The organism is Amycolatopsis tolypomycina, from assembly GCF_900105945.1.
In the GTDB taxonomy this organism is placed as follows: domain Bacteria; phylum Actinomycetota; class Actinomycetes; order Mycobacteriales; family Pseudonocardiaceae; genus Amycolatopsis; species Amycolatopsis tolypomycina.
Window position 1 is genome coordinate 274,816 of the sequence record NZ_FNSO01000002.1, and the last position, 13,154, is coordinate 287,969.

12 protein-coding genes and 1 other RNA gene are annotated in these 13,154 nt (G+C 72.6%); 5 read left to right on the plus strand and 8 right to left on the minus strand.

Features of this window, described 5'->3' with window-relative positions:
- Positions 1–3 precede the first annotated feature (3 nt).
- The 7 genes from BLW76_RS02770 to BLW76_RS02800 form a co-directional block, all read right to left on the minus strand.
- The gene (locus BLW76_RS02770; RefSeq protein ID WP_091304275.1) at positions 4–486 is read right to left on the minus strand and encodes a hypothetical protein; all 483 of its coding nucleotides are present in this window, start codon (positions 484–486) and stop codon (positions 4–6) included.
- A 12-nt stretch (positions 487–498) separates the two neighbouring features.
- The gene (locus tag BLW76_RS02775) at positions 499–765 is read right to left on the minus strand and encodes a hypothetical protein (protein ID WP_004562703.1); all 267 of its coding nucleotides are present in this window, start codon (positions 763–765) and stop codon (positions 499–501) included.
- 453 nt (positions 766–1,218) lie between these two features.
- Positions 1,219–2,073, minus strand: coding sequence for an SCO6745 family protein (locus BLW76_RS02780; protein WP_091304276.1), 855 nt, complete (start codon positions 2,071–2,073; stop codon positions 1,219–1,221).
- Between the two features lie 102 nt (positions 2,074–2,175).
- Positions 2,176–2,569, minus strand: an RNA gene (gene rnpB, locus BLW76_RS02785) — RNase P RNA component class A.
- Between the two features lie 30 nt (positions 2,570–2,599).
- A complete protein-coding gene (locus BLW76_RS02790; RefSeq protein ID WP_091304277.1) occupies positions 2,600–3,835 on the minus strand; it encodes an NAD(P)/FAD-dependent oxidoreductase in 1,236 nt (411 codons plus the stop codon).
- Entirely contained in the window at positions 3,832–4,644 is an 813-nt protein-coding gene (locus BLW76_RS02795; RefSeq protein WP_091304278.1) for a ferredoxin, read from the minus strand. The genes BLW76_RS02790 and BLW76_RS02795 overlap by 4 nt, the downstream gene beginning before the upstream one ends.
- Before the next feature lie 8 nt (positions 4,645–4,652).
- Complete coding sequence (locus BLW76_RS02800) at positions 4,653–5,324, minus strand: DUF4142 domain-containing protein (RefSeq protein WP_091304279.1); 672 nt, start codon at positions 5,322–5,324, stop codon at positions 4,653–4,655.
- A gap of 248 nt (positions 5,325–5,572) precedes the next feature.
- Here BLW76_RS02800 and BLW76_RS02805 point away from each other — a divergent pair, with 248 nt between their 5' ends.
- From BLW76_RS02805 to BLW76_RS02825, 5 genes are all read left to right on the plus strand, one after another.
- Positions 5,573–6,151 carry a sigma-70 family RNA polymerase sigma factor gene (locus BLW76_RS02805; protein WP_091304280.1) on the plus strand — a complete coding sequence of 193 codons (579 nt, stop codon included), beginning with the start codon at positions 5,573–5,575 and terminating at the stop codon, positions 6,149–6,151.
- Positions 6,148–6,555, plus strand: a complete 408-nt coding sequence (locus BLW76_RS02810; RefSeq protein WP_091304281.1) for a hypothetical protein — start codon at positions 6,148–6,150, stop codon at positions 6,553–6,555. Before BLW76_RS02805 ends, BLW76_RS02810 begins: the two co-directional genes overlap by 4 nt.
- Before the next feature lie 31 nt (positions 6,556–6,586).
- Entirely contained in the window at positions 6,587–9,379 is a 2,793-nt protein-coding gene (locus tag BLW76_RS02815; RefSeq protein ID WP_091304282.1) for an AAA family ATPase, read from the plus strand.
- Between the two features lie 331 nt (positions 9,380–9,710).
- On the plus strand, positions 9,711–10,940 hold the full coding sequence (locus BLW76_RS02820; protein WP_091304283.1) for an SLC13 family permease: 1,230 nt from the start codon (positions 9,711–9,713) through the stop codon (positions 10,938–10,940).
- A gap of 4 nt (positions 10,941–10,944) precedes the next feature.
- The gene (locus tag BLW76_RS02825; protein ID WP_167384438.1) at positions 10,945–11,343 is read left to right on the plus strand and encodes a contact-dependent growth inhibition system immunity protein; all 399 of its coding nucleotides are present in this window, start codon (positions 10,945–10,947) and stop codon (positions 11,341–11,343) included.
- Positions 11,344–11,349: 6 nt separating this feature from the next.
- Here the strand turns inward: BLW76_RS02825 and BLW76_RS02830 are convergent, their stop codons facing one another.
- The gene (locus tag BLW76_RS02830; RefSeq protein WP_091304284.1) at positions 11,350–13,092 is read right to left on the minus strand and encodes a hypothetical protein; all 1,743 of its coding nucleotides are present in this window, start codon (positions 13,090–13,092) and stop codon (positions 11,350–11,352) included.
- Positions 13,093–13,154: the final 62 nt, after the last annotated feature.

Genomic DNA, 13,154 nt, shown 5'->3' on the forward strand with positions numbered 1-13,154 from the left:
CGACTACCTCCCGGCCCGAGCCGGGTTGCCCCGGCTCCGGCGCGCTCGTGGTGCTCCCTGGGTGAAAGCGGCACCCGGCGGGCCGCCGTGGTGCTGGTACTGCCGCCTTCGGCGGTGCTTCGGCAGCGGGCGCTCGGCCCGCACCCGGACGCGGCTGGCGCTGACCGCGCCACCCGTGCCCGTGGTCCGTACCCGGGGCGTGTTCAGCTCGCGCCCGGCCATCGCGACCACGGCGCCGAGCGGGCGCTCGTGGCTGATCTTGGCCGTGAGCAGCCGCGTGATCACGATGGTGGCGACGAACGCCCACGCCGTCGAGAAGAACCCGAAGCTCCACCCCGCCCAGCGTTCGACGCCGAGCACGAGGAAGAACGTCGGGATGCCGATGAGCCAGGCGACGTACCGGGCTCTCCAGGGAAAAGTCGCTTTCGGCGGACCGAGCCACACGGCGTCGACCCGGTAAACCTCGTCATCGGTCCTGATGCGCACGCGGGCCCCGCCTCAGCCGGTGAACAGGCCGGCGATCCACTGGCCCACGTTCACGCCCGCGCCGCTGACCGCGAGACCGATGATGGCGAGCGCGATGACCACGCCGGCGAGCCGGCGCATGACACCGGCGTTGTCGCCCTTGCCGCCGCCCAGCCACAGGAGCAGGAGCGCAACGGCCAGCAGCACCAGGGGGATGACGTTGTCGAGCAGCCACTGGCGCACGTTTCCCGTGCCCAGTTCGCCGGCGGCCAGCGTGTCGAGGGTGGTCAAGGTCATCATCGCGATACTCCCGGTGCGCGGTGGGGGCCGCGCGGTTCTGGCTCAGGCGGTGCTTCGAACAACATCATGGGGGCTACGAGGGGTAGTGGTCAAAGTGCACAGCGTGGAGGCCGGCTGGCTTGTCAACCGACGTGGTGCGCATGGCACGCGAAAACTCCACGCCCACCATCATCGCGGCAAGGGCCCTCGGGTTGAACCCCGGCCACCCATACTTCTCAGTGTGCTGACGAACTCACCCCATTGCCCGGGATTTGCTCACTGTGGGTACTTGCGCTCGGGCCGTTGTGCGGCCTGGAACAGTGTTGCATGACACGAACGGCCGTGTCGCCCGAGTCCGCTCTGTGACGGCCGTCGGCCGGTCGGCACACATGTCGATCTTGGCCGCGCTCGCTGTCCGTCACAGAGGGCCCGATACTTCACAACTTTTTCACTACATAGCGTGATCTTGGCGGCTCACGGCCGTCCGAGCGCGAAGACACCCTCCGGGAAGGCGCCGGCCCCGATGACCCGACGGCTGAGGCCGCGGCACAGCTCCTCGAGCCGGGCGGTCTTCTCGGCACCGAGGCGGTGCCACGGCCCGGTCGCGGACGTTTCGGTGGCCGCCTCGATCCGGTCCCGCAGCGCGACGCCGCCGGGGGTGAGCGCGCCCCCGGCGTCGAGGATCCCGCGGTCCGCGAGCTCGGCTTCGGCGGCCGCCCACTGCTCGTCGCTCCAGCCGCGGGTGAGCTTCGCGGCGGCGAGGTTGAACCCCCGCCCGGTGGCGCTGTAGGTGACGTGGGCTTCGAGGCCGCTCAAGCCGTGCAGGACGAGGGCGGCGATGTGGCCGTCGCCCCGGTACTCGCGGAGCAGGGTGATGGCGTGCCAGAGGACGAGGTGCGGCTCCCCCGGCCAGTCGAGCCCGGCGTGCGCGGCGTAGAGGGGACGCCCTTCGCCGGTGCACCCCTGGCTCGCTTCGCGCGCGAGTTCGGCGGCCTCGGCGACTTCGTCGCTCTTGACGTGGTCGCCGAGCAGGCGGGTCAGCGCCTTGTCGGTCCCGTCGAGCCGGGCTTCGAGCACCTGCTCGGGCGTGGCGAGGGTCCAGGCCCGCGGGATCACGCGGGCGACGACCTCGGGGTTGAAGTTGTAGAAGGTGGCCGCGACGACCTCGGGCCCGACGGCCCCCATGGCCGCCGACCGGCTCGCGAAGTACGGCATCCGGCCCGGCCGCAGCCCGGCGCCGGTGAGCGCGGCGTCGACTTCGGGCGCGAAGTACACGAAGGCGTGCAAGGAGTCGAAAGCCGACTTGAACCGCTGGTCGTCACCCGCCATGCCCGCACCCTACTACCGGGTAACCACACAGCGGAACCACTCGCCTCCGCGCTCGTGAGTGGTAAGGCGGGTCAGAACCTGCTTCACCACTCACGAGGGCGGCGGACGAGCCGGCATGTAAGCCGGATCCTGTTCCCCGGTCGCCTTGCGGCTCGCGGGGCGGCGGCCATCCATCTCGGCCTGCCGTTGCCGGCAGGCTCCAGCGGCCTACCCGCAGGCTCGGACGGGCCGTCCTCGAACGCCTGCGCAGGAGCCCGTGGGCTCCCTCTTGGCCTTGCTCCGGGTGGGGTTTACCTAGCCGTCCCGGTCGCCCGGGACGCTGGTGGTCTCTTACACCACCGTTTCACCCTTACCCCGGTCCGGAGACCGGGGCGGTCTGTTTTCTGTGGCACTTTCCCGCGGGTCGCCCCGGGTTGCCGTTAGCAACCACCCTGCCCTGCGGAGTCCGGACTTTCCTCGAGCCGGTCACCCGGCTCGCGACCGCCCTGCCAGCTCGTCCGCCGGCTGGATCGTAGCCCAGCGCGGCTCAGTAACCGGCCACCGCCTCGGTGTGCCGGCGGGGCCGGACCCCGGGCGGCGACGCGGCGGGCGCGGGGTGCTGGCGGGCCAGTTCGGCCGTCCAGTGGAGCACCGCGGCGGGGCTGTCGAGGCCGATCAACCCGACGAGCCTGCCCTGGCGGACGAACCCGGTGATCGGCCGGGTGCCCGGGACCGGCGACTCCAGCAGCACCGTGTCGGTGGCCAGTGACGGCCGGCCGGCGACCTGGATGCGGACGCCGTGCTGCTCGGACCAGTACCGCGGCACCGGCGTGTAGGCCGGTGACCCCTGCGGCCCGGCGAGGAGGTTCTCGGCGGCCGCGCGGCTCATCTCGACGGCGTTGAGCCAGTGCTCCTCCCGGGTCGGCGTGGGGTCGAAGCGGAGGTTGGGCCAGCGGGCGACGTCGCCGGCCGCGACGATCGTCGACGAGCCGACGACGTGGCAGGTGGGTCCGCAGACGACGCCGTCGTCGAGGGGCAGCTTGGCGCCGCGCAGCCAGGACACCGCCGGGACGCTGCCGACGGCGACGACGACGCAGGCGACGTCGAGGGCGCGGCCGTCGGCGAACTCGAGGCCGACGTGGGTGGGCGCGGGCCGCCAGCGGCGGATCGTGGTGCCGAGCTCGAGGCGGACGCCGCGGGCGGTGTGCAGCGCGGTGAGCCAGTCGCCGATGTCGGGGCCGAGGACGTCGGCCAGCAGCGATCTCGCGCGGCCGAACAGGACGACCTCGCGGTTCATCTCGCGCAGGCTGGAGGCGACCTCGCAGCCGATGAAGCCGTCGCCGATGACGGCGACCGGGCCGGGGTTCGAGGCGAGGGCGCGCTGCAGCGCGATCGTGTCGGCCAGTGTCCGGACGACGACCACGCGCGGGTGGCCGTGCGGCGCGCCCGGCATCCGGCGCGGTTCGACGCCGGTGGCGATGATCAGGCCGTCGTAGTGCAGTTCTTCGCCGCGGAGGTGGACGACCTGCCGGTTCGGCGAGAGCGCGGTCACCGGCGTGTCGAAGCGCCACTCGGCGTCGACCTCGAGCGGGTCGGCGAGCAGCGTGTCCGCGCGGCTGACCGCGCCGGTCAGCAGCTGCTTGGACAGCGCCGGGCGGTGGTAGGCGATGTCGGGCTCGGCGCCGAGGACGACGACTTCGCCGTCGAACCCGAGTTCGCGCAGCCGTTCGGCCGCGCGCAGGCCGGCGAGGCCGGCTCCGGCGATGACGATGCGTTCGCTCATCGGGTGGCTCCCAACAGGTGGATGGCTCTCATCGGGCAGGCGCGCGCGGCGGCCTGGACGTGCGGGACCAGCTGGGCTTCCGGGCGCTTCTCGTAGGCGAGCTGCCCGTCCTGGCCGAGCTGGAAGACCTGGGGCGCCTCGGACTGGCAGACGCCGTAGGCGTGGCAGCGCTGGCTGTCGACGTCGACGCGCACGGTGGCCGGCTCGAGGCCGGGCTCCTCGGGCGGCGCGGTGACCAGCCCGGCGCGGGCGAGCACGTGGGCGGGCAGCACCCGCAGGACCGACAGCAGCACCGGCGGGGTGATCAGCGTGATGCCGGCCAGCCAGACGACGGCGAGGTGCCCGCTCGCGATGGCGCCGAGCCAGGCGTGCGCGGCGAGCAGGCCGATGGCGAGGTACCCGGCCTGGTGGAAGCGCAGCCAGCGGCCTTCCCGGGCGCCGCGGCGCAGGCCCGCGGTCACCGAGACGGCGATGACGAGCTCGAGGCCGGCGATGCCCAGCGCGTGCCGCGGGGTGCCGTTGTAGAAGGGCAGCAGCAGGTCGGCGACGCCGACCGGGTCGTCCTCGAGGAAGAGGAAGGTCAGCCCGTGCAGGGTGCCGAGCGCGAGGGTGAACGCGGCGAGCACGACGTGCCCGGCGCGGATCGCGTCCCGGCCGCTGAACCGGCGGACCCAGCCGGTGGCGGCCAGGACGCCCCAGCACAGCGTCAGGCACATGCAGAGGTAGGTGAGGCGGCCGGACAGCGTGGCGGCCTCGGCGATCCCGGTGTCGTGGGGCGACACCGGGATCAGCGCGGCGAACGGGGACATGGGGCGGCTTACCTCCGGGTGCGCGGCGAGGAGGGCCTGCCGGGGGTTCCGAGCAGGCGGAGCAGGCCGAACGTGGCGACGGCGGCGAGGGCCACGAAGACGGCGCCGGCGGCGATGGCCCCGCCGCCGAGGGTGTCGTCCTCGGTGGCGGAGACGAGCAGGGACGTGGTCTCGGCGAGCCCGGTGCTCTCGAGGAGCGTCAGGTGCCCGAGCGCGGTGTCGACGGCGGTCTGGGCGAACGCGCGGACGTCGTCGTCGCGGGTGCCAGCGCGGACGTCGGAGGCGAGCCCGAAGAGGGTGCCGTACTCGGCGCGGAGGCGGTTGACGTAGGCGCGGTCGAAGGTGTCGCCGGAGTCGCCGGCGATCTCGTCGCCCCAGGCGCGCTCCTGGTCCGTGGGCTCCCCCGGCAGGGTGACCGCGAGCCGGTCGGCGACCGCGCGCAGGGCGACGTCGAGCCGGGCCTGGTCGTCGGCGATGCGGACGGCGACGGCACGCACGCGCCGGTTGGTGGCCCGGTCGACGGCGAGCCTGCTCGCCGGCACGGCCCACAGCGTGTGCTGCTTGAGCCGGGTCAGCAGCGCGCGGTCGCTCTGCTGCAGTTCCCCGGCCGATGCCGGGACGGCACAGCCCAGCAGCAGCGCGGCCGCGGCGGCCAGCAGCGCCACGAATCGGAGCGGCATCCCCGTTGTCCCTTCGCGAAGAAGTCCTCATCTCCTGGTACGGCGAGAACGTGTGATCCGGTTCTCACCGTCACCTTTTAGTGACCTGTGACGTGCATCACAAGACACATTGTGAACCGGGTCGCGGCGGCAGCCGTCGGGCCCGCGGCGAATTGGTCCGGGAAACTGATACATATGGCCTATTAAGTGTTTTTGCGCTACGCTCCGATGACCCCTCGGTCCGCCAGTCAGGTGAGGTTGCGAGCTTTATGGAAGCACTGGGCAGAGAAAGTCGCGGCCACGTCGGCTACGCGTCGTCCGCCACGGCGGTCGACACCGGCCCCGCCGCGGGCGACGACCTCGTCCCCCTGCTCTACAAGGACTTCCGCGCCACCCTGTTTGCGCAGGTACTGGCCCTGACCAACCATGACCGGCAGTGGACCGAAGACGTGGTGCAGGAGACCATGATCCGGGCCTGGCAGCACTCCGACACCCTCGAGCGCGAGCCCGGAATGCTGCGCGGATGGCTGCTCACGGTGGCCCGGCGGATCGTCATCGACGGCTGGAGGAATCGCCGCGTCCGCCCCCAGGAGGTCGCTCTGGAGATCCCGGAAAACGCCGAGTCCGCGGACCGGGCGGACAGCTCGTTAGCCGCGCTAACGATTACGAGAGCATTGCGCGAACTGGACGCGAAATATCAGTCGGTCATCTATGAGACGTATCTCGCCGGAAACACGGTTCGGCAGGCGGCGGAAATTCTCGGAATTCCGGAGGGAACCGTCAAATCGCGGTTGTACACGGCGATGCGGCAATTGCGGAAAGCGCTCGGGGAAGTGACGGTCCGATGAAGGAGTGGAAGGGGGACGCCGCGGCCTACGGGCTCGGCGTCCACGACGATCCGGAAAGCTTCGAGGCCCACCTGCTCGGCTGCGCCCGCTGCCGGGCCCGGGTCGCCGGGTTCACCCCGGTGGCCGGCGCGCTGGCCGAGGCGGTGCGGCTCGGCTACCTGCCGCCGGGCGACGGTGCGGCCCGGCGCCGGAAGTCGGCGGGGGCGGCGGCCCTGCGGGGGCCGGTGACCGGCCCGCTCCTGCTGCTCGCGCTCGGCGTGGCCACGATGGCCCTCTGCGCACACCGGCCGACGGTGGGGAAGATCCGGTTCGCAACCGCTGCGTCCATCGTCTCCCCTGGTCAGGTCGTGGCCGGTACCGGCCGCGGACCTCGGTCTCTCCCGTGGTCGGCCGGTTTCCAGTAGTCTGCCCCAACCCAACATGAAAGTCCTTACGGTGGATACCGAAGTAAATCCCGAGCACCCCGGTAGCGGGGCTTCGGTACCGAAGCGTCCCGCCCCGCGGCTCCCCGGCCGCGAGCCCGAGCTCGGCCGCCTGACCGGTCTCTTCCCGGTGGTGCTGGGCGGCACGGCCGCCAGCGCGGTGCTGGCCGGCGAGTTCGGCATGGGCAAGAGCGCCGTCCTGCGGACCGCCGCGGCGCTGGCCGCGGACGCGGGCTTCACCGTCGCGTCGGCCACCGGGTCGCGGCTGGAGAGCCACCTGGCCGGCGGGCTCGTCCGCCAGCTGGCCGACGCGCTCGAGGAGCCGGGAGCGCCGCCGCGGCCCCCGGTCGCCGAGCTGTGCGGGCCGAGCGGCGAGAGCGAAGCGCTCGACCTCTTCTTCCGGATCGTCCGCGACGCGACCGACCGGGGTCCGCTGTTCCTCGGCATCGACAACATCCACCTGGCCGACGCCTGGTCCATGCGGTGCCTGGCCTACATCCGCAACCGCGTGCTCGACCTGCCGGTGCTGATCGTCCTGACGTCCGTCGTCGGCTACCCCCAGCACCGCGAGGTCGCGTTGCTGGACATGGTCGGGAGCACGCCGCTCACGATCACGCTGAACGGCCTGGGGGACGCGGCCGCGGCGGAGATCCTCGGCCTCGCGCCCGGCGAGCTCGCCTCCGCCTGCCGCGAGGCCACCGGCGGCAACCCCGTCCTGCTGCAGGCGCTGCGGCCGCGGCTGCTGCCCGGGGCCGACCCGCACGAGCTCGGCTCGTCCCTGATCGGGCAGGTGCTCACCACGCGGGTGCAGGAGTTCCCGCACGCGCCGGCCATCCTGCACGCGGCGGCGATCCTCGGCGAGGACGCCGGCTTCGACCTGCTGGCCCGGCTGGCCGGCGTCGACGAGCTGGACGCGCTGCAGGCGATCGACACCCTGGTCCGGCTGCACGTGCTGAACAACAGCGACCAGCCGGCGCTGACCTACTCGTTCGTCCGCAACTCCCTGCTGAAGGACATGCCGCAGACCACGCGGGCGGTCAACCACTCCCGGGCGGCGAAGCTGCTGACCGAGGCCGGGGCGCCGCCCGAGCGCGTGGCCGCCCACCTGCTGGAAGCGACGTCGATCCGGATCCCGTGGGCGGTGGACGTGCTGCGGCTGAGCGCGCGCGACGCCGTGTTCTCCGGGCAGGCCGAGCTGGCCGCCCGGCACCTGCGGCGGGCACTGGAAGAGCGGCTGACGTCCGGGCGCCGGATGGCCGTGCTGCTGCAGCTCGCGCACGCGGAGTTCCAGTTCGACCCGCCCGGCGCGGCGAAGCGCGTGCGGGAGGCCGTCGACACGGTCGGCAACCGCGAGACGGCCGCCTACATCGCCACGGCGATGCTGCTGTCGCTCTGCGGCGGCCAGGACGCCCGCCTCGGGATCAGCGCGGCGGGCCAGATCGCGGCGCGGCTCGACGCGGGCGGCCCGGACGCGGTGTGGCCGCTGCTGTGCATGACGTACCTCGCCGAGGCAGGCAGCAGGCTCGGCCCGCCCCCGGAGTTCCGCGACTTCGAGGAGCAGTGGGCGCCGCTGACCGACCCGGCGGCCCAGCGGAGCCGCTCGGCGCTGCTGGCGCTCGACGCCGTCCGCAGCGGCGACTCGGCCCAGGACGCGGTCGGGCACTTCGCGGACGCGCTCGTCGGAGACGACGGCGAGCTGTTCGAGCAGCACTACTTCTTCACGCTGGCGACGGCGGTGCTGGCGGACGAGCCGGCCCACGTCGACCGGCTGTGCCGGGTCCTCGACGTCGAGCGCGAACCGTGGGACGTCCACGTGCCGCACGGCGCGCTCCCCACGCTGGCCCGCGGGATCGCGCTGCAGGCCAGCGGCGACCTGCAGCGCGCGAGCGTCCACTTCGAATCGCTGCTGCGCCGCTTCGACGAGCGCGGCGGCACGACGACGTGCCCGGTGGGCGTGCTGTGCGCGGCGAAGCTGGTCGAGTGCTGGGTGGAGCTCGGCCGGTTCGAGGCGGCGACGTCGTTGCTGGACCGGATGGACTTCGTGGCCAGCCAGGGCCTGTTCACGCACACGTACCTGCTGTACGCACGCGGCCGCCTGCGCGTGGCGACGGGCTACACGCGCTTCGGGTTCGAGGACCTGCTGAGCTGCGGCCGTCGGCTGGCGCACCACGGAATGCGCTTTCCGGGATTCGTCCCGTGGCGCGCGCACGCGGCACGGGCGGCGCTGGCCCTCGGCCAGACCGACGACGCGGCCCGCCTGGCGGAGGAGGACATCAACGCCTCGGCCCGCTGGGGCGCGGCCCGCCCGCTGGGCACGGCGCTGACGACGTTGGGCCTGGTCCGCGAGGACGACGAAGCCGAGCGCGCGCTGCAGAAGGCGATCACGACGCTGCGGTCTTCACCATCGCGGCTGCAGCTGGCGACGGCGCTGACGGAGCTGGGCACGTTGCAGGCCCGGCACGGCCAGTCGGAGAAGGCGATCGAGACGCTGCGCCAGGCGGTGGAGCTGAGCGAGCAGTGCGGCGCCCGGCCACTGGCCCGCAGGGCGGCGGAGGAGCTGAGATCGGCCCGGCGGGCATTGACGCCGGCGAAGGACAACGAGCACGGCCTGACCCGGCAGGAGAACCGCATCGCGGTGATGGCGGCGCAGGGGCTGACGAACCGGGAGATCGCGACGGCCCTGCACTTGACGCGGCGGACGGTGGAGCTGCACTTGTCGGGGGCGTACCGGAAGCTGGGGATTCCGGGGCGGGCGGAGCTGGGTGGGGCGCTGGCGAAGTCTTCCCAGCGGGCGGACGGTCGCTGAGCTTGGGCTTGGGCCTGGGCGCGCTGACAGCCGTCCCGGCGAGCGCCCCAATGTGGCGTTGGTTGCGTCCAACGCACCCAATGTGGCGTTCGGTGCATCCAACGCACCCAATGTGGCGTTCGGTGCATCCAACGCACCCAACGCCACATAGGGGCGCTTGGGCTCGGCATCGGCGGATCGCGGCGCTGGGGCTGGGGGCTGGGGGCTGGGGCTGGGGACTTGCGTTCCGGGCCGTCGAAGTCCCTTTCGGACTCCCGGCCGCGGGGGCGCCCCCCGAGTTCCACGCTACCCGGCACCACCGACAAAAACCGGGCGCAGTTAGCGTGAACGCGTGAACTTCCTCGCGGGTGCGGGCAGCCTGCTGCTCCTGGCCGGTGTGCTTGTCTTCGCCATCGTGCGGCCGCGGGGGTGGCCCGAAGCCGTGGCTGCTGTTCCGGCTGCGGGGCTTGCCCTGTTGCTCGGTCTCGTGCGGCCGGCCGCCGCTGGGGAGCGGGCTGTCGAAATCCTGCCCACTCTGGGGTTTCTGGCCGCCATTCTGCTTCTGTCCTTTCTGGCCAATGTCGACGGGGTCTTCGCCTGGCTCGGGAACCGGCTCGCCGAGGCGTGTCACGGCCGGCCGCGGCGGTTGCTCGTGCTCACCTTCGCCGCCGCTGGTGGGGTGACCGCGATCCTCAGCCTCGATGCCACCGTCGTGCTGCTCACTCCTGTCGTCCTCGCCACCGCCACCAGCCTGCGGCTGCCCGCGCGGCCGCACGTCTACGCCTGTGCGCACCTGGCCAACTCGGCGTCGACGCTGCTGCCCGTCTCCAACCTGACGAACCTGCTCGCCTTCGCCGCGTCCGGGCTGACCTTCGCCGGGTTCACCGCGCTGATGGCCCTGCCGTGGCTGGTCACGCTCGCCGTCGAACTCGCGGTCTTCCTGTGGTTCTTCAAGGCCGACCTGCGGCCGCGCGACACGCCCGAACCGCGGCAGCACCTCGAGACGCCGACGTTCTCCCTCGTCATCCTCGGTCTGACGCTCGCCGGGTTCGCGGTCGGGCAGCTCGGGCACGTCGAGCCCGGCTGGATCGCCGCGCTGGCCGCGCTGATCCTCGGCGTGCGGGCGCTCGCCCAGGGCAAGATCCGGCCGTGGCAGCTGGTCACCGAGGCCGCGCCGCAGCTGTGCCTGTTCGTGCTGGGCCTGGCGGTCGTCGTCGAGGCCGTGTCGGAGCACCTGCTCGGCGGTGTGCTCGGCGCCGTCCTGCCGACGTCGACCGGGCTGGTCGACCTCCTCGTCGCCGCCGGGGTGGCCGCGCTGCTGGCCAACCTCGTCAACAACCTGCCTGCCACGCTCATCCTGCTCTCGGTGCTGGGCCCGCACCCGGCGCCGGGCGTGTTGCTGGCCGTGCTGCTCGGCGTCAACATCGGCCCGAACGCGAGCTACCTCGGCTCGCTCGCGACGCTGCTCTGGCGCCGCACGCTCCCCGAGCCGCCCTCCTTCAAGACGTTCCACGCACTGGGCGCGCTCACGACGCCGCTGTGCCTGGCCGCGGCGACCGTCTCGCTCTGGTTGGTACTTTGACCTGGTGATCAACCCGTCGCGAAGCCTGGAACAACTCGAAGGCGACTCCTGGGGCGCGCCGCCCGCCGACGCCACCCGGCTGATCTCCACGGCCTACGCACTGCGGCGCAAACCGGTCGGCGACCTGAGCGCCGAGGACCTCCGGCTCCTGCTGGGCCAGCACATCGGCGTCGAGACGCTGGTGCCCCTCGCGCTCACCCTGCTCGAAGACGATCCGCTGGCCGAGGGCGACTTCTACCCCGGCGACCTCCTCGTCGCCGTGCTGAAGGCCCCCGCGACGCACTGGCCGGCCCATCCCGGTGACCTCGACCGCGTCCGCCGCGTGGTCGAGGCGCTGCCCGGCCCCCTCGGGCCGGCCCTGCAGCCGCCGGTCGACGCCTTCCGGGCCGCCCACCTCGGCTGAACGGCCTCAGCCGGGCATCTTGATCGTCTGGCCCGGGTGCATCGTCGGGCCGCAGTCGTCGAGCGGGCCGCCGAAGCGGTTCGCCGCCACCGCCGGGATCGTCTCGGCCGCGTACTCCTGGGCCGCCTTGAGCTTCGCCGGGTCGGTGACCGCGTCGCGGCGCACCCAGTCGCCGTTGCGCAAGCCCTCGATCGGCGACGAATAGATCAGCTCGTAGTCGCGGTCGAGACGCGGGTCGAGCGCGATGCCGTTGCCCGCCGCCCACGGGCCCCACGAGTGGATGAACGTCGGCTTGACCGTGTCGAACACGTAGTCGCGCAGGCCCTGCAGGTCGTTGTCGTGCACCAGGTCGGCGATCGGCTTGTTGACCAGGCCCGCCATGTCGACCAGCTCGAGCCTGCTGGTCATCGACGAGCCGCCGAGGTCGGGCAGCAGCAGCGACGCCTTCTGCAGGCCGAGGATGTCGGCGTAGGTGTTGAAGCCGCGGCCGAAGCGGTCGGCCACCAGGCACGCCGTGATGTTCGGGTTCTTCGCGAACTTGTCCGCCGCCGCCGCGAACCCGATGGCCGTCGGGACGAACGCGCCCACCAGCACCACGACGATCCCGACGCGCAGCAGCGCCTGCCGGTGGCGCAGCAGCTCACCGGCCGACAGCGTGCCCGCAATGACGGCCAGGGCCCAGATCGGGCTGGCGAACCGGTGCTGGTACATCCAGTCGGCGACCATCACGCCGTACGCGACGATCCCGAGCCCCAGCGGCACCAGCAGCGCGATCAGCGGACGCCGCCACGGCGCCTTGGCCAGCGCGAACGCGATCACCAGCGCGAGCACGACCACGCCGGCCCAGCCCGCGTAGCCGACCAGCTCGAACGGCCGCTTGACGGCGTCGAACCCCGGCAGGCCCTGCTGCTTGGCCACCGAAGGGTTGGCCAGCAGCCGCCCGAACTCCGTGTACCGCCAGACGACGTACGCGCCGAACGGGACGGCGAACGCCGCCACCGACAGCAGCGCGAGCCGGAAGCTCTTCCAGAACAGCCCGGACCGCAGCAGGAACAGCGCGGCCAGCGGGTACGCGCCCGCGTAGATCAGGCCTTCGGGCCGGGTCAGGGCGGCGAACGCGACCATGACGCCGGACCAGAGCGCGACCTTCGGCGTCAGCAGCACGTCCCGCTTCACCGAGACGAACAGCGTCACGCCCAGGGTGACGACCGCGAACGCGAACAGCGAGTTCTCCAGGCCGGACACGACCCAGATGACGTACGACGGGATCGTCGCCAGCGTCAGGCCGGCGATCAGCGTCACCAGCCACGCGAAGCGGGTGAAGATCTGCTTCGCGGCGATGTAGCAGGCGGTCAGGACGCCGCCGGTGAACAGCAGGCCCAGTGCCTTCGGGTACAGCACGTAGTCCGGGATGCCGAAGAGCGTGCCGTGGTCGAAGAGGCCGACGAGCTTGCCGAGGCCGAGCAGCACCATCCACGTCGGGTCGGAGAAGCCCTCGACCGGCGGGGCGCCCGGCTGCAGCACCGGGCCGAGGCCGTCGGCGAAGCTGCGGGCGTAGGAGAAGGTGATGGCGGCGTCGTCGACGATCCAGTGCCCGTAGCGGGTGGCGTGCACGGCCACGGCCGCGACGCCGGCGAGCACGGCCAGCACCGGCGCCAGGCGCGCGCCCCAGCCGCGGGTGGCCGTGGTGGTGGCCGGGTCCTCGGGCACGTCGCTCGGGGAGGTCTCGGTGAGTGCGCTAGCCGTCATGTCCTCGTCACTGTTCCGCCCGCAGGCTTCTGCCGGTGGGATACGCGCGAGCCGGCGCCCCC